We start from the raw sequence: 16958 nt of genomic DNA on the forward strand, positions 1-16958 counted from the left end.
TCTCCTATGTCTAAACAGGTATTGGTCATCGGCGGCAGCTATTTTTGCGGCCGCGTCTTTGTCGAGGAGGCGCTGAAGATGCCGGGGGCGGAGATCCACGTATTCAACCGCGGCAAGCTGCCCTTGCGCATGGACGGCGTCACCGAGCACGTCGGCGACCGCGAACTGGCGGGCCAGGTGCGCGATGCGATTCCGGCTCGTGAATGGGATGCGGTCGTCGATTTCTGTGCCTACACCCCGGCGCATGTGGAGACCCTGCTTGACAACCTGCGCGGCACGGTTCGCCAGTATCTGCTGATCAGCACCACCACCGTATACCGCAAAACGGGGCGCCGGCCCGTGGACGAGAACGCCCCGACCCTCGACGGTCCGCAGCCGGAACTGGGCGAATACGCCGACTACGGTTATCAAAAATGCCTCGCCGAGCAGTCCGCGCGCCGTGCGTGCGAACGGCTCGGGATCGTGCTGACGGTGCTGCGGCCGGCCATCGTCTATGGCTATTACAACTATGCGCCGCGCGAGACCTACTTCTTCGACCGCCTGCGCCACCGCGAGCCCATCGTCGTTCCCGAGCCGGATACGTCCGTGTTCAATTTCATCTGGGTCGTCGACATGGCGCGCCTGCTCTGGCAGTGCATCGGCGAGCCGCGCGCGTTCGGCGAAACCTTCAATCTGGCCTCGGGCGAGCCGGTCTCCTACGCCCGCATTGTCGAGGTGCTTAGCGAAATCACCGGCAAGGCAGTCAATACACTGAGGTTAGCTCCCGCCGAGATCGCGCGCAGTAACCTTCCGCTGCCCTTCCCCATCGACGAGGATCTGGTCTACGACGGCACGAAGATCGACCGGCTGTTTGACTTCGCACACACGCCGTTCCGCAACGGGCTGCGCGAAACCCTGAAGTACTATCTGGCCGTCAAACGCCACGAGGCGGCTGCCGCCGGCGAGCGATGAATGCCGATCTGATCCTGTTCAACCTCGTCGCCTTCACGCCCGAGTGGATGCCGGGTAGGCGCGCCAATGATCTGATCGCGGTCCGCGACGGCCGCATCCTGTATGTCGGCGATCAGTTCGCGCGTGCCGCGCTTGCAGGGCCGCAGACGCGACTGGTGGATTGCCAGGGTAGGACGGTGATTCCGGGATTTAACGATGCGCACTGTCACCCGGTCGCCCTGGCGATGACCACGCGCTATGTCGACTGCGCGTCGCCCGCTGTAAGCGACATTGCAGGCCTGATCGACGCGATTCGATCCCGCGCGGCTGACACGGGTTACGGGCACTGGTTGCGCGCGGCCAACTGCGACCCGACCCGCCTCGCAGAGCAGCGGTTACCGACGCGGTGGGAACTGGACCAGGCTGCCCCAGGCCAACCGGTGATCGTCGTGGAGCGTGCCGGGCAGTACTGCGTGCTCAACAGCCGGGCGCTGGCGCTGTGCGGCATCGACGAATCGGCGGTTTCATCCGATGCGGGAATCGTACACCGCGAACACACGAGCGGTCGCCTCAACGGCGTCGTCTCCGGCAACCATGCACAGGTGGCGCAAGCGATTCCGCCCCTTGCCTCGGACGAGATCGAAGCGGGTCTGCGCACTGCCAACCGCATCTTCCTCGAATGCGGCATCACGTCCTTGCAGGACACGAGCTGGTCGAACACGCCCGCACACTGGCATGCGATGGTCGATTACAAGCGGCGGGGTCTCATCAGCCCACGCATTTCCTTGTTCACCGGCGCAGACAGTGTGGACGCCTTCGCCGAACTGGGGATGCGCACGGGCAGCACCCATCCCGACTGTCCTCCGGAAGAATTACGACTGGGCGCAGCGAAGATCGCTCTCGACGAAAGTACGGGTGACCCTGAGCCAGCGCAGGAACTGATCGACGCCACTGCCTTGACGGCCCACCGCGCGGGTTTCCAGCTGGCCTTCCACGTCCCGGACCTCACGCTGCTCGACCGCTCGCTGAACACGCTTGCATGGCTTGACCAGGCCGGTCTCGCACCCCGCCTGCGCCCGCGCTTCGAGCACTGCCCGGCGTGCCCGACCGGGTGGCTGGACCGCGTCGCACAGAGTGGAGCAATCGTCGTCGCGCAACCCGGCCTGTTGCCGCTGGCTGCACAAGCCTTGAATGCGCGGGAACCGGACCCGGCGCACCCCGCCCTCTTTCCATTCCGCTCCTTCCTACGTCACCGCATCCCGCTCGCGTTCGGATCCGACGCTCCGCTCGTGTCCTGTGTTCCGCTGGAAGGCCTGAAGGCGGCCGTCAGCCGACGCGATGGGGCCGGGCGAGGCGTGGCCGTTGACGAGGCGATTACAGCAGCCGATGCGCTGCGCCTCTACACGCGCGGAGGCGCCTGCGCAGCCGGCGATGAAAATGCGACGGGAACGATCGAAGCGGGCCGGCGCGCCGACCTCGTCCTTGTCGAAGGCGCCGGAGAGTGGGCGACGGCCGACGATCTCGCGCGCGCGCAGGTCGTCATGACTCTGATCGGCGGGAAGATCGTCTGGGCACGATAGACGCGCCCGGCATCACAAGATTGTGAGCGATCACGGAACGATGACGAAATCGGGATTGGCGACGGCGAAAGCTGCCTCGCGATCCGGCGCCGGCGGGTAAATCCATTTGGTCGTGATTTCCCGCTTGAGTGACTTGGCGTCCTCCCGCACCAGGGAGACTTGCTGGCCCCAACCCTCGGTGTACAGGGCGCCCCAGGGCCCCAGGTCCAGGCACGTCACATACTTCGGCTGGCTATACGAGTGCAGCGGCAAGCCGACGAGTTCCGCGGCCGCGTTATGGCCGGCGACGCGGCCGAGACTCATCGCGTGCTGGCAGGACATCAGCGCGAAGTGGCCGAGATCGTCCGTGGCCGCGCGGGCGACATCGCCGGTCACGAAAATATCGCCCGTACCTCGGGCGCGCAAGCAGGCGTCGGCGACCAGACGGCCAAGTCGATCATGTTCTCCGGGAATCTGAGCGGCCAGGGCATGCGCCCTTGCACCCGCCGTCCAGACAATGGTGTCGCTCTCGACGCGTTCCCCCGACGACAGCTCGATGCCCTGCGCGTCGATCGACACGACGCCAGCGCCGACCTTGAACTCGACGCCGCACTCCGCAAGTGCCCCTTCGACCACGGCACGAGCGGCGGCGCTCAGGTGCGGGGCGATGGTCGATGCCTGCTCGACCAGAATGACCCGGATCTCGGCATCGTCACCCAGCACTGCCTTCAATCGCCCCCCCATGTCCGCAGCGGTCTCGATGCCGGTCAACCCGCTTCCCGCGATCACCACGGTGTTGCGCGCACCGGTCGGCGTACGGGCCGCCAGCGATCTGATGTGGGCTTCGAGTTTCCGCGCATTTTCCAGTTGGTCCACGTTGAACGAATGTTCGTGGAGGCCCGGAATGGGTGGTGTGAACAGTTGGCTGCCCGCGGCAAGCACGAACTTGTCGTAGTGCATCTGCACCGCTTGGCCATCAGCCCTGGCAACGGTGACCCGACGCGCGTCAGAGCTGATTTCGGTCACGGTGCCCGCCACGTGCTGCACGCCGACCGCGTCGAGCAAGGGCTTGATGTCGGGGTTCATGTCCTCGATCACCGCCTCATATAGACGGGGGCGGATCACGAGGTTCGCGGAAGGTGAAACGACGGTGATGGCGACCTCCGCTTCCTTCCCCGCCAGCGCGACCGCGCGAGCAGCCGAGATCGCGGCCCAGGTGCCGGCGAAGCCCGAGCCGGCGATAAGAATATGTTTTCGCATTGGTGTTTTCCTTTGCAGAATTCCGGACGAAGGAATCCCCGCCGCACAGGCGCGACAGCACACTCGCGGTCCGTCCGGCGAAGGACCGCGAGTTGGATCCGAGTTGTAGGGGGGCCAGACCTGGGTGGGCTCAGGAAGGCGGCTTGGAGGCCTTGGGGGGACGTCCCGGTTTACGGCTCTCGATACGGTCGCTGACCCAGTCGTGGACCTGGACAATGAATTCGGCGGGCGCCTTGCGCTCGAAGGAGGCGGCGACATCGGCGAGGGTGTTCGCGGCCAACTCTGCCCGCATCGCCTGTTCGGCCTTCAGCATGACGGCATGGATCGCGCAGACCCCGGTGACGGCCCACTCCGGAGGCTCTTCGTCGAAGACTGCGCACCGATCCCGAATTTCCTGGCAATCGAACAGCGGCTTTTCGCCTTCGACGGCATCGACGATCTGAAGAAAACTGATCTGCTCGGGCGGTCGTGAAAGGCGGTACCCGCCACGAACGCCTTCGTTCGCGACGACAATGCCCGCCTTTTCCAGCTTTGGCAGAATCTTTGCCAGGAAACTCGAGGAGATCCCCTGCAAGTCCGCGAGGTCCCGGCTGCTCAGGGCTCTGCCGTCCGCGCCGGCGAGCCACAAGAGACAATGGATTGCGTATTCAACGCTGGTTGTGATGTGCGCCATAACCAGGACTGTATAACTCCGCGTTTAACTATGCAAGAAAAACGTGGAGTGCAGCAGTCTCAGTTATTGCTTCACGCCACCTCGGTCAGCGCTGCGCAGGGATTTAGCGTATATCGCCCCGTCAGTGAGGCCTCGCCGAGGACATGCCCCTGGATGGCCCGTAGCACATCAGGGCCGGTGAATCGCCCTTCGACCGGGCAACGCTCCAGATCCACGGCGTACAGCGTGAACACGTAACGGTGCACGCGCTTGTCGTTCCACGGCGGGCACGGACCATCGTAGCCGAAGTAGTCACCTGCCATGTGCGCGTCGCCGGCGAAGCCGCGCGTGAAGTCGTTGAGTCCGTGTCGCGCGCCGAATCGCGTCGCAGGGCCGGGTTTGCCGCGAGGCATAACCCCGCTCGAGAACTCGCCTTCGGCAAACCCGCGGCACGCGGGACGCAGATCGACGAGCACCCAGTGGAAGAAATCGACCCGCGGCATCGCCTCGGGAATCACGATGTTCTCGCGATTGATGTGCTCGAAACGGCTCGGCGCGTCGGGATCGTGGCACGTGAGCACGAAGGACCGCGTACCGGCCGGCGGGTCGCTCCACGTCAGGCCGGGATTGCGGTTGGCGCCGAAGCGAAACCGCCGCTCAGGATCGGCCACCGCAAAGGCGATGTCGTCCGGCAGGCGCCGGTTGTCTTCGAAATTGCTCGTCAGACGCATGATGTGTCTCCCGCATGCGGAGCGGCCTTCGCCGGGCCGCCCCGCCCTTCAGGTCGTGCCGCTGGTCAGGCGCCGCGGAACTCCGGCGTGCGCCGTTCGCCGAACGCCTTGAAGCCTTCCTTGCGGTCCTCGGTGTCGCGCAGCACGCCCCACAGCAGGTGCGAATACAGGATCCCGTGCTCGAGCGGCATGTCCTTGCCCAGCACTGCCGCCTGCTTCGTCGCCTGTACGCTCAAGGGCGCGGCACTGGCGATCTTTTCCGCATACGTGCGCGCGAGGTCCGCGAGCGCGGACGGTTCGACGACATCGCTGACGAGTCCGTAGCGCAGCGCCTCTTCCGCCGAGATCATCTCGCCGGTGAGCAGCATCTTCATCGCGACCGCCTGAGGCACCGAACGCGGCAGCGCCTGGGTGCCATTCAGCCCCGCGAGGCTCGCCACCTTGACTTCGGTAAGCCCGAACTTCGCGTTCGACGACGCGATCCGCATGTCGCACGCAAGCGCGATCTCGAGCCCGCCGCCGACGGCATAGCCGTTGATCGCCGCGATGATCGGCTTCCACATCTTCATGTGCGGCAAAAGAGGCTGACCTTCGCGCAGATAGGTCGCCGCCATGCACTCGGTCGGCGGCGGCGCCTTCTTCATGTCGGTGCCGGTGCAGAAGGACTTCTCGCCCGCGCCCGTCAGCACGGCGACGCGGATGTCGGGATCGGTGCGCACGCGCGTCCAGATTTCGGCGAGATCGGCGATCGACTCCGGGTCGAGCGAGTTCATCGCCTCGGGGCGGTTCAGGGTGATGTAGGCGACGTGATTCTTTACTTCCAGCATTACCGGCATTGCTGTTCTCCTTTCATTCTTGTGTTGTCGCGCCACTCAGGCCGCGACAAAGGGGCTGTAGGTCGTACCGTCGCTCAGCAGCTTCTTCGCGATCGACATGCGATGGATTTCGGAGGCGCCTTCGACGATCCGCCAGATCCGGACCATCCGCGCCACGTATTCGACGCCCAGTTCGCGCGACAGGCCCAGCCCGCCGTGCAGCTGGATCGCGCGGTCAGCGATGCGAGTGAGCATTTCGGTCGCGGCGATCTTCAGCGACGACGCCTCGACGCGCAGGTCCTTGTGCCCCTGATCCGACTTCCACGCGGTGTAGTAGAGCTGCAGACGAACCTGTTCGAGCTCGATCGTCGAATCGGCGATCCAGTTTTGCACCGTCTGCCGTTCCGCGAGCGGCTCACCGAAGGTTTTCCGCAGGTTCGCCTGGTCGATCATCATCTGGATCAGCCGCTCGGCCATGCCGGTGCAGTGCGCCGCGAGCTCGATGCGTCGCACTCCGAAGCGGTTCTGCAGCGGGATGAAGGCATCACCGACCTCGCCCAGCACGGCCTCGTCGCCGACCCGCACGTTGTCCAGGTAGACGGTCCAGGACGGCATCGCGCCGATCACCGGGATCTCGGCCCCAATGCGCAGTCCCGGCGTGTCCTTGTCGAGGATGAAGGCGGTGAAGCGCCGCTTGGTCGGCGCCTCCTTGTCGGTCACCGCAATGCAGATGAAGAACAGGTTGTCCTTGTCGCATTTGCTGATGAAGATCTTCGACCCGTTGATCACCCATTTGCCGTCCTGGCGCACGGCGGTCGTGGTCAGGCCGCTGATGTCGGAGCCCGCGCCCGGCTCGGTCGCCATCATCGCGGAGTCGATCTCGCCACGGCAGTAGGGGCCGAGAAGCCTCTCGCGCTGCTCAGCGGTGCCGCATTCGTTGAGGTAGTAGAGGTTGGGGGCATCGGGCGGCAGCGTGAAGCCGTGATGCGAGAAACCGACGAGCGACTTCGACATTTCCTCGACAACCAGGGTCTTGGCGAACATCCCGAGCCCCTGACCGCCGAATTTCTCGTCGACCTCGATGCCCCAGAAGCCCATGTCGCGGGTGATGTTCATCAGGCGCACATGATCATCTTTCGGCAGCAGCGTGTACCCGTCGGTCCACATCCGCATTTCCCGCTCCAGCAGGACTTTCTCAAGGGGCATCAGCTCGTTGGTGGTGAACCGCCTGGCCACCTCCTTGAGCATCGTCTGTTCTTCGGATAGGGAAAAATCCATGTCTCGTCTCTCGTCCTGTATTTATCGGGCCCGGCCTGCCGATCCACGCCTTCAGTCGGCGTCCGAGCGCATCAATGACTCGATCTTGTCCGCGATCGAAGCGCTGCCGCTATTGCGGCATTTCTCTGCAGCCACCCGCATGCCATCCTCGAACACGGCCATCAGTGCCTCGTGGATCGTCGCACCGTCGTGACAGCCGGCCACCATCAGACAGGCCGCATAGGGGTGGTACTCGCCGACGGCTACGGACATGCCGCATTCGGGGCACTCGTACACCGAAGAGCCGGCGGGCACGTATTTGGCAGTCCCGGCTTGCTGCGCTTGTTGCTCATGCATGATTCGTCCTCCTCCTGGCTGGAATTGCGGCCCCGGCGCGTTCGGCGTCATCGGCCACCCACATCACTGGCCGACAGTGCTCACACCAGCACCTCCTGACTGACCAGATCCTCGATTTCGTCGTGCGAATAGCCCAGCATCCCGCCCAGCACCTCGCGCGTGTGCTGCCCGATCGACGGCGCCGCGGTCTTCATTTCCAGCGGGGTGTGCGAGAACACGATCGGCGCGCGGTTGTAGAGCGAGACGCCGACCTCGTGGTGGTCGAGATAGGCCCAGAAACCGCGCCTGCGCAGCTGCTCGTCCTCGATTGCCTCGCGCGCGTCGCGGACTTCGCCCGCGGGCACGCCCGCCTTCAGCAGTGCGTCCATCACCCAGTCGCCGTGCTGCGTGGCCGTCCAGCACTCGATGCACTCGTCGAGTTCGGCCACGTGCCGGCGGCGCATTTCGGCCGTCGCGAAGCGGTCTTCCTCGGCCCAGGGGGGATTGCCCATCACGCGTCGCAAGGCGGCCCACTGCGTGTCATCGAAGACCGCGATCGCGATCCACTTGCGATAGCCGAGCGTCGTATAAACGCCGTGCGGAGCACCTTCCGAATCGCCATAACCGAGCGGCCCGAGGGTCTCGCCGTTGGCAGCGAAAGCCATCGGCGCGCTCGGCGTCAGGCAGATCGCCGAATCCAGCTGCGAGATGCTGACTGTCTGGCCGCGACCGGTGACCTCGCGTTCGAGCAACGCTGCCATGATCCCGAACAGGGTGTGCGTCGGCACCATGACGTGGTCCGTGTAGTTCGTGCCGGTGCCGAACGGCGCTTTTCCGGGGAAACCCGCACGCGCCGTCAGGCCACACAGCGCGTTGAGGTTCACCCCATAGCCCATGAATCGGCTGTGCGGCCCCTCGGTGCCCTGCAGGCTCATCGTGACGTAGATCGCCCGCGGGTTGATCTTCTGCACTTCCTCCCAGCCGAGCTTCCACTTCTCCATCTGGCCGACGCGGAAGTTGTTGATCACAATGTCGCTCTTCGCGATCAGCCGGACAGCAATGTCCCGCGCCTGCGGATTGTTCATGTCGAGCGCGATGTCGCGCTTGTTGGCGTTGCGCGCCGCGAAGTAGCCGCTGCGGTCGAGGCCGGTGCCGATGCCGTCCTTGAAGGGCTCGCCACGGCGCAGCGTGTCCGGCCGCTTCACGCTCTCGATCTTGATGACGTCGGCGCCGCACTGCGCCAGCACGCTCGTGGCGATCGGGCCCGCGCCGACCCACGAGAAATCGCAGACGACGATGCCCTCCAGGGCACGCTCAACACTGTTCGGCATATACCGCTCCCACCCGCACGAGTTTGTCGATCTCGAATCCCGTATAGCCGGATTCGGTCAGTATTTCCCGCGTGTGCTCGCCGATGCGCGGCGCATTGCGGCCCAGTTGCCACCCGAGTTCGCCGAATTCGTATGGCGCACCGGGATAAGTGATGTCCGCTCCCAGCGTGTCGTTGAACTGCGTCTGCCAGAAATTCCGATGCATCAACTGCGGGTTCGCGAGGAGATCCTGTCCGTCGCTCACCGGCGTCACCGCGACGTTGAAGCGCTGTCCGATCTCGTACAGCTGGGCTTTGCTGCGGGTTCGCGTGTATCGCTCGAAGACGCGGCAGAAGGTCGTGTAACCCGCCTCCGAAGTGCGATAGGCGTAATCGATCCAGCGGTCGTCGTCGAAGGCCTGCCACTCCTCGACGCCTTCGGCTTCCATCCAGCGCACGAAGGGGATCCACATTTCCTTGTTGCGCCCCATGATCGCAACCAGTGCGATGTAGCCATCGGCACATGGGTGCAGCGTCGCGCTGCCGGCTTCGCGCCCGCGCCCGCGCCGGATCTTGCCCTCCAGATCCCAGAACTGCGCAGCGTTCTCGAGCGCCATCGCCTCGGCCTCGATGCAGGCCACATCGACCACCTGCCCCTTTCCCGTGCGCTGTGCGCTGAAGAGCGCAATCGCGCTACCGACGGCCGCATACGCCTCGGCCATGCGGTACGCCTGATTGTCGGGAGCACGCACCGGCTTGTCGCCGTCGACCCCCGCGAGGTAGAGGAAGCCGCTCAGCGCCGAACAGGTCAGGTCCGAACCGGGATAGGCGGCCATCGGCCCGGTGCGCCCGAATGGGGTGATCGAGGTCTGCACGAGGCGAGCGTTGTCCTTGTGCAGCACTTCCCATGACAGGCCGAGCCCGTCGAGCAAACCCGGGCGGCAGCTTTCGATGAGCAGGTCGGCGTCGCGGCACAGCCAGCGGAAAACCTCGCGGCCCGCCTCCTTCTCGAGATCGAGTGCGAGGCCCCGTTTCCCCGCGTTGTAGTAGAGGTACGGCAGGCTCGCCTGCATGCCCGGTTCATTATGGAAAAAGGGACCCACGCGGCGCAGCGGGTCGCCCGCGGGCGGCTCGAGGTGGATCACGTCGGCACCCAGCCCTGCAAACATCTTGGCCGCGTAAGGCCCAAGTTCGCCGGTCATGTCCAGCACCCTGAATCGCGAAAAGTTCTGTGCCATCTCACATTCCTCCAGCCGCCCGGGTCCCTGCCTCAACCTGCGAACAGGCTCCGCCCGCCGCATACGTACAGCACCTGTCCGGTGACGAATCCCGTTTCGTCGTCCGCGAGGAACAGCAGCGTGTTCGCAATATCGTCGGGATCACCAAGCTTGCCGGTAGGCTGGCGTGACAGCAGGAACTGCTGATTTTTCTCCGGCAACTCGTCCCACATCGGGGTATGGATGAGGCCTGGCGCCACACAATTGACGGTGATGCCGGAGCGGCCCAACTCGATCGCGAGCGACCGCGTCATGCCGACGACACCGGCCTTGGCAGAGGAGTACGGCGACTGACCGGCACCGCCGAGCCAGGCGCGGGACGCGATATTGACGATGCGTCCGTGGGCGTTCTCGACCATGTGGCCGTGCACCGCCTGGGTGCACAGAAACGTGCCCTTCAGGTTGACGTTGATCGTGATGTCCCAGTCCGCCTCGCTGAGCTTGCGCAACGCGCCTGCCCGCTCCATCCCCGCGTTATTGACGAGGATGTCGATGCGACCGAACGTATCGACCACCTTCTGCACCATGCCATCGACCGCCGCCTTGTTGCTGATGTCGGCGACGGCCCCCAGCACGCGATGCCCCATCCGGCCGAACTCGTCGACCGTCGCGCCGACTTTTTCCGCGTCGATGTCATTGATGACGACCGCTGCGCCCTGCTCCGCGAATCGCAGCGCAGTCTGCTTCCCCATGCCGCTCGCCGACCCGGTGATCAGCGCGACCCTGTTCTGAATTCCCATTGCCGCCTCCCTGATCAGATCGACATCGAAAAATAGGCGCTCTTGCCGCCGCAGACGAACAGCGTCTGCCCGGTGACGTATTTCGAACTATCGGCCGCCAGGAACCCCACCGCGTTGGCAACGTCCGCGGGGGTACCGAGCCGCTTCACCGGAATCCCCCCGACGAGCGTCTCCCGCTCGGTATCGGTGACAGTCCCGCCATCGACATCGCCCATCACAACGGTATTCACCGTGACGCCGTCGCGCGCCGACTCCAGCGCCAGCGCCCGCGTCAGTCCGAACAGGCCCGAGCGCGCGGCCGCGACGTTGGCGGTCTGCGCGAGTCCCAGGTAGTTGATGTCGCTGATATTGACCACCCGCCCGAAGCCGCTCTTGCGCATCCCCGGCACGATCTCGCGCAGGTAGTGGAACGGGCCCGCGATGCCGGCTTCGAGCGCCGCACCGACATCCGCGTCCGAAATTTCCTCCAACGCTTTGGCTACGAGCGCGCTCTCGTTCTGCACCAGGATGTCGATCCGTCCGAAGCGCGCCATCACTCGCGCGACGCTTTCCCGGATCTCACCCGGTTCGGCTGTGCGGGTCATGACTGCAATCACAGGCACGCCCCGATCCACAAGCCGCGATGCGATCCGGTCGAGCCGGCCGGCGTCCGAACCGGTCAGCGCGATCTGCGTGCCGGTGTCCGCCAGGCGCATGGCCACCGCCTCGCCGACGGAATCGTCGGCATTGACGATCAACGCCACCCTTTCCTTGCCTTTGGTTTCCATCTCGTTTCCCCTCGCTTACCAGTCGCTCACCAGCATGTGCATCGTGCAGGCCGCGTGTTCCGTGCCCGACAGTCCACCGCCCGTCACATGTGTCATCGCCACGCGGGGCACCGGATCGACCTGGTAGCCGGCGCACTGGTTGCGCATCTGCTTGACGCTCGCGGCGATCTGCGCCGCACCCGAGGCGCCGATCGGATGTCCGTACGAGAGCATGCCGCCGCGCGGGCTGACGACACACTTGCCGCCGTGCGTCGAGTTGCCGTCGCGCAGGAACTTCAGCCCTTCGCCCTTCGGGCACAGCCCGAGGCATTCGTAGTACAGCAGCTCGGCGATCGTGAAGGCGTCATGCAGTTCGACGATATTCACGTCCTCGGGACCGATGCCCGACTCCTCGTAGAGCTGGTGCGCGGTCTCTTCCGTGATGTCGTCGCCGGTAATGTCGCGCGGCCGGTTGTGGTACGGCCCGGAACGCACGACCGACCCCGCCACCAGGATCGGTTTCTTGATGCCGAGCTTCTTCACCATCTCCTCGGAACACACCACCACCGCGCCGGCACCGTCGGCGATGCCGCAGCATTGCTGGAGCGTCAGCGGCGACGCGACGACGCGCGAGTTGACGACCTCCTCGACCGAGATCTCGCCCTTGAACCACGCGTAGGGGTTGTTGGTCGCATGGCGACGGTTCTTCACCGTGATCATCGCCAGGTCCTCGGCCGTGGCACCGGTCTCGTACATGTAGCGCTGCGCGCGCATCGCATACTTGCCGGTCATGACTGCGCCGTGCACCGTTTCGATGTCCGACATCGCCGTGGCAAAGGCAGTGCCTTGCGCCATATGCAGCGTGTGGTTTTCGCAGCCGATGCCGATCGCCACATCGGAGAGACCCATCGCCACGTCCCGCACCGCCAGATGCACCGCCATGCCACCGGCCGAGCAGGCGCTTTCCACCGTCATGATCGGAAGATGGCCGCACATGCCCAGATCCTTGAGCACGGTCTGCCCGACCACCATTCCGTTGGTGCCGTTACCGACATAGGCGCTCTGCACCATTGTCGGACGGTCGATGTTGGACGCCTTGAGCGCCTCGAATGCGGCGGCCCGGCCCAGCACGTCGAAATCGACCTCATGCCGTCCGAATTTTGTCTCGCCGACTCCGGCGATATACACTTTGCGTTGCAATTTCATTGTCTCTCACCCACCGAAGATTAGGCTTTGCGGAACTTGTAGCTGATCAGCGGAACACCGTCGCGGTTGTCGCGCACCGGTCCGACCGTCAGCTCGACCTCTTCGTCGCAGCGGAAACTGCCAGGCTCACCTTCCAGCTGCGCAAAAATCCGCAGGTTCTCCGGCAAATCGATATAGCCGAATGAATAAGGTGTTTTCATTCCCGCCTGGCCGATGAAATTGTCGCTAAAGCTGTAGAGCTTTCCGCGGCGGCTGAGCGGCACCACCTCGAATTCCTCACCCCAGCAACTCGGACACGGGCTCAGCTTGGGGAAATCCAGCTGGCCGCACCCCTTGCAGCGATACCCTTTGAGATACGGCGCGCCGCCGTCTGCGGGTACCTCGAGCAGGTCCGGATGAAAGAACGTGATATCCGGCTTCTTCTCCGGTTTCTTGTTCGGCTTTTGATCTGACATGGTGCCTCCGCAGCATTGGTTTCGTGTTCAACCTGGATTCAATTAGACGCGCCTGGCTGCGACGCAACAATTGGTGCGCACACCTAACGCTTAAGGGGCAACCCCCACCGGCCGGCGCAAGGCGGGAATCCGCGTCGAATGGTCGTTTCGACAATCCGCCCGAGCCGTCGCCGATACCCGGCCAATTTCGACGGTGCAAAAAAAAAGCGCGCCAAGAGGCGCGCAAAATTTCCGCGGGAGGAGAGTGACCCCGAGAAAACCTATCGGCTTAGTTTCCGCCGCGCATGTTCTGAACGCTGAACAGGTTGACCGGGACCATCTTGGCATCCGCCTGCCCCTTGAATTGTCCTGTCGTGCAGTGCTTCGCCTGGACGTCGATCATGCTGAATGCATCGAACAGAACAATCCCGCTGTCCTTGTTCTGGGCCAGATGCGAATCGGGGTGCGTCATTCCGAGCATGAATATCTTCCACAAGTCCCCCTTGCGGTCATACACGAGCGTCTGCGACATTGCGGAAGTTTGCGCATCCATGTAATGCACGCGTCTGCTCACCGGGTGGTTGGGGTCGACCGGGGACGATTCGACGACGTGCACCTTGCGCAACTGCCACGTAATGTCCGGGAAGCACCCCCCTTGGCCGCCGAAGGCGACATACTTGTAGCCGTCAGGCTCCTTGTATTCGTCCGACAGTTTCATGTCGTTGTGGTGATAAAAGGGCATCAGCATGTTCACCGTGCCCTTGTACTTCCAGTTCATGTCCGAAATGCGGCCGTTATAGCCTTCGAAGTCCTCGATCATGATGTCCGAACCGAGAAATGCGTCCGTGGTCTGCCCGGTCGACAAGCGACGCACGCGGCGCTGAAAACCGAGATAGAGATAGGCGTCATCCTGTTTCAGGTCGTCCTCGTAGCGCTGGATCAGCAGCTGCGTGTTCTTGACGTCCTGCGGTTCCTGCACGTTCACGTAGGTCGCGCGATACAGCTTCGACGGGTTCGGCGAAATTTCCGGCGTCGGCGCCTGATTCAACCGATGCGTGTATTTGATGAAATGGAAATTGAACAGGATGTTGCGCTCGACCTTGCCGCTGTCCATGTTGCGGTATTTCCAATAGAACGGCGAAATTGCCAAGCCGTCGCCCCAGTTCATGCCGTAGCGGAAGTTCCACGCAAGTTTCTCCCCGGCGCGCGGATCCTTTGCATCGGGCTCTTCCGGAAAGGGGCGCCCCGCGACATAGCCGACCAGCTCACCCGGTTTCGCGCCGAGTTTCACCTTGCCGGCGTTCTCCCTGGTCGCGTCGACATAGCTCTTGTTGATGTCGAAGGATGTCGTTTTTCCGACGGTGATCTCGACCGCCCCTGCCTGGAGGTGACGCTGCAATCCCGGGTCGAGCACTGCCTCGAAATTCGCGAAGTTCCCCTTGTTGATCACGGTTCCGGCCGTGACGCCGGTGGCCGTCGGTACGGCATTTTTGTAGGGAAAGAAGGACTTATCGATGTCGGCGTCTGTCGCCGCGTGAAGAGTCCCCACCGCACAGGTCAATGCGACCGCGATCGAGCTGCGCCCTGCAAAGTATCTGGTCATTTTCACTGTCTCCTCTTGTATTGGTGTCAGAACTTGTAGCGAACGGTGACGTAGATGTCGTCTTCTGCAACTGCTGTACCGATCGGGCCGGCGCGGAAGCGTCCCAGGGGCTCGAGACCCTCGAGACCTGCGGATCCGGGCACGAAGGGCTGGCCCGCTGCGGTGTAGGTCGTGAAGGGCGGATACGGGTTGGCGGAACGGGTGTCGTCGAACTTGTAGTGGTTGTCGCCGTTCGCATACTTGAAGTTCGCCCCGAGGGTGACCTTGAAGTCGTCGCTCACACTCCATTCGATCTGCGGCGCGATCGTGAACGCCTTCGCGCGGAAATCGCGCGCCATCATCAGTTGCGGACTGACGCGGTCACCCGCGAGGAATCCCTTGATCAGCAGCGTGCCGATAAAGTTGTCTTCCCAGTCGGGTATGCCCACCGTGCCCAGCGGGCCTTCGTGTTGTTCGTGATCGAATATGTGCTGCCAGAACAACTGCGCCGAAATCAGTGTCGCCCGCGTCTTGCTGATAAATGGAATGAAGGTCGGACGATCGACGCCGACGACGGTGCGCAGAACCCTGTTCTCCGAGTACAACTCGCGGCGGGCCGTATTCTGGAACTCCTCGCCATGCGTCAGCGCGGCTTCCATGCGAATCGCGGCATTGGCATCGGGAATCTGGAAATCCAGGGATCCGCCAATGAGGTTCACGCGAGGGTAATGGACGTCGAACGCGATCAGGCGGCTCACCGGAACCCCCGCCGCGGGAGGCGTCGTATTGCCCGTCCCACCCGTGAAGGGATTCACCGTACCTGCGCTGAATGCGTGCAGGCTGGGCAACTGCGAACGGTAGGTCAGCGCATTCAGGGAAAACGCGAGGCCGTCCTTCGTGATCCCCTCGTATTTGACGCCCAGTTGCGTGTTCGAGAGCGACCATTCAGGCAGATGCACCTTGCGGATGCCGATCTGATGCGGCCCGAAATCCGTCGCAGCCCATGCCCCCGCAACGCCGGAGGGAACGGAGGCGAAGTTCGCGACGGTGCCGCCGTTGTCCCACAGGTTGGCCATGCCACGGAAGAAGCAGCTCGCATCGAGAATCACGTTCGGCGAACCGCACTGCCCGAGGTTGTTCGGCCGGAATCGGTCGAAATTCCACACCACCTGGACGTTCTGGTCCTGCATGGCGTCGCTTGCGCCCATCCTGTATTCCGCCTGGGCAATCCACATCGGAATGCGGATGTCCTGAAGCTCGTCATAGATGTTGTTGCGCGAATAGTCGATGGGGTTGATCACATCGAGCACACGGAACAGATCGGTGCGACCCCATACCACCTGCTGCCGTCCAAGCTTCACGAAGAGCTCGGTTCCGTCGGCGAACGGAAAGGTCTTCTTCGCGTAGATTTCGCGCAGGAAATCGAGCCGGTCGTTGAACTCCGGCGCCTCGAGCTCACCCAGCTTCAGGTCGCCATAGCCGCCGAAGTCGCGACATCCGCGCTTGTCGGTGTCGCAGGGGCGAACGGGCACACCGAAGGCCACGCCGCCCTCCGTCTTGTGCCAGCGATCTCCCAGCACACGCATGCCATCGTTCGGATTCGCAGCGAGGTCGAAACCGAAGGCGTTCGTCGGCGGCAGGCCGATCGCCGTTCCGATCGGGTTGTTGATCCCGCCGCCGTGCGGAACCTGAGGCTGGTTCAGCGGCGTACCCGCGCTGGTCGGCACCGCCGGCAAAAGAGGTGCGGCCGTGTTTTCAAGCCGGATGGGACCGCCGGCACGGCGGCCGTATTCACCCCGGTTCATGCGGTACACGCCATCCCAACTTCCGCGCAGGATCCCGCGGAAGGCCCAGCCGTCGCCCATCTGCTTGTCGGCTTCGACCTGCAGCGTGTTGCGGAACTTGGCGAGCCCCGCATCATGGCGATGTGCGGTATGGTTCTCGTAATACACGTCCGCGACCCAGGGCGAAGTGTCACCGCCCAGATCCGGAATGTTGTCGTTCGCTGCCTGCACCTGTCCGGCCACGGCCAGCGACAAGGCCGTGGCGAGAACACTCAATTTCGGACGCGAAAAATCCCCTGCTGCCTTCATACAGCATTTCCTCCCTTGGTAGACCCGAATC

At 63.7% G+C, this 16958-nt stretch carries 16 protein-coding genes; 2 read left to right on the plus strand and 14 right to left on the minus strand.

Going from position 1 to position 16958, the window contains the following annotated elements:
* Nucleotides 1-6 precede the first annotated feature (6 nt).
* Nucleotides 7-951 (plus strand): SDR family oxidoreductase, encoded by a 945-nt coding sequence (locus ToN1_RS00715; protein ID WP_169206351.1) that lies wholly within the window; start codon nucleotides 7-9, stop codon nucleotides 949-951.
* Nucleotides 948-2510 carry an amidohydrolase gene (locus ToN1_RS00720; RefSeq protein WP_169206352.1) on the plus strand — a complete coding sequence of 521 codons (1563 nt, stop codon included), beginning with the start codon at nucleotides 948-950 and terminating at the stop codon, nucleotides 2508-2510. Before ToN1_RS00715 ends, ToN1_RS00720 begins: the two co-directional genes overlap by 4 nt.
* 30 nt (nucleotides 2511-2540) lie before the next feature.
* On the opposite strand, the gene ToN1_RS00725 is transcribed toward ToN1_RS00720, so the two are convergent.
* The 14 genes from ToN1_RS00725 to ToN1_RS00790 form a co-directional block, all read right to left on the minus strand.
* Entirely contained in the window at nucleotides 2541-3749 is a 1209-nt protein-coding gene (locus ToN1_RS00725) for an NAD(P)/FAD-dependent oxidoreductase (protein WP_169206421.1), read from the minus strand.
* A 130-nt stretch (nucleotides 3750-3879) separates the two neighbouring features.
* A complete protein-coding gene (locus ToN1_RS00730) occupies nucleotides 3880-4422 on the minus strand; it encodes an RrF2 family transcriptional regulator (RefSeq protein WP_169206353.1) in 543 nt (180 codons plus the stop codon).
* Nucleotides 4423-4493: 71 nt separating this feature from the next.
* Nucleotides 4494-5132, minus strand: a complete 639-nt coding sequence (locus tag ToN1_RS00735; RefSeq protein ID WP_169206354.1) for a YbhB/YbcL family Raf kinase inhibitor-like protein — start codon at nucleotides 5130-5132, stop codon at nucleotides 4494-4496.
* 65 nt (nucleotides 5133-5197) lie between these two features.
* A complete protein-coding gene (locus ToN1_RS00740) occupies nucleotides 5198-5968 on the minus strand; it encodes an enoyl-CoA hydratase/isomerase family protein (RefSeq protein ID WP_169206355.1) in 771 nt (256 codons plus the stop codon).
* A 36-nt stretch (nucleotides 5969-6004) separates the two neighbouring features.
* A complete protein-coding gene (locus ToN1_RS00745) occupies nucleotides 6005-7225 on the minus strand; it encodes an acyl-CoA dehydrogenase family protein (protein WP_169206356.1) in 1221 nt (406 codons plus the stop codon).
* Nucleotides 7226-7276: 51 nt separating this feature from the next.
* A complete protein-coding gene (locus tag ToN1_RS00750; RefSeq protein ID WP_244860927.1) occupies nucleotides 7277-7561 on the minus strand; it encodes a hypothetical protein in 285 nt (94 codons plus the stop codon).
* An 80-nt stretch (nucleotides 7562-7641) separates the two neighbouring features.
* Nucleotides 7642-8871 carry a CaiB/BaiF CoA transferase family protein gene (locus ToN1_RS00755; RefSeq protein WP_169206357.1) on the minus strand — a complete coding sequence of 410 codons (1230 nt, stop codon included), beginning with the start codon at nucleotides 8869-8871 and terminating at the stop codon, nucleotides 7642-7644.
* Complete coding sequence (locus ToN1_RS00760) at nucleotides 8855-10087, minus strand: CaiB/BaiF CoA transferase family protein (protein WP_169206358.1); 1233 nt, start codon at nucleotides 10085-10087, stop codon at nucleotides 8855-8857. Before ToN1_RS00760 ends, ToN1_RS00755 begins: the two co-directional genes overlap by 17 nt.
* A gap of 32 nt (nucleotides 10088-10119) precedes the next feature.
* Nucleotides 10120-10866, minus strand: a complete 747-nt coding sequence (locus ToN1_RS00765) for an SDR family NAD(P)-dependent oxidoreductase (RefSeq protein WP_169206359.1) — start codon at nucleotides 10864-10866, stop codon at nucleotides 10120-10122.
* A gap of 14 nt (nucleotides 10867-10880) precedes the next feature.
* Entirely contained in the window at nucleotides 10881-11633 is a 753-nt protein-coding gene (locus ToN1_RS00770; protein WP_169206360.1) for an SDR family NAD(P)-dependent oxidoreductase, read from the minus strand.
* A gap of 15 nt (nucleotides 11634-11648) precedes the next feature.
* On the minus strand, nucleotides 11649-12818 hold the full coding sequence (bbsB, locus tag ToN1_RS00775) for a benzoylsuccinyl-CoA thiolase subunit BbsB (protein WP_169206361.1): 1170 nt from the start codon (nucleotides 12816-12818) through the stop codon (nucleotides 11649-11651).
* 20 nt (nucleotides 12819-12838) lie between these two features.
* Complete coding sequence (gene bbsA / locus ToN1_RS00780; RefSeq protein ID WP_018992966.1) at nucleotides 12839-13273, minus strand: benzoylsuccinyl-CoA thiolase subunit BbsA; 435 nt, start codon at nucleotides 13271-13273, stop codon at nucleotides 12839-12841.
* 268 nt (nucleotides 13274-13541) lie between these two features.
* Nucleotides 13542-14855, minus strand: coding sequence for a DUF1329 domain-containing protein (locus ToN1_RS00785; protein ID WP_210147951.1), 1314 nt, complete (start codon nucleotides 14853-14855; stop codon nucleotides 13542-13544).
* A gap of 26 nt (nucleotides 14856-14881) precedes the next feature.
* Complete coding sequence (locus ToN1_RS00790) at nucleotides 14882-16927, minus strand: DUF1302 family protein (RefSeq protein ID WP_169206362.1); 2046 nt, start codon at nucleotides 16925-16927, stop codon at nucleotides 14882-14884.
* Between the last annotated feature and the right edge of the window lie 31 nt (nucleotides 16928-16958).

The organism is Aromatoleum petrolei, from assembly GCF_017894385.1.
GTDB classification, from domain to species: domain Bacteria; phylum Pseudomonadota; class Gammaproteobacteria; order Burkholderiales; family Rhodocyclaceae; genus Aromatoleum; species Aromatoleum petrolei.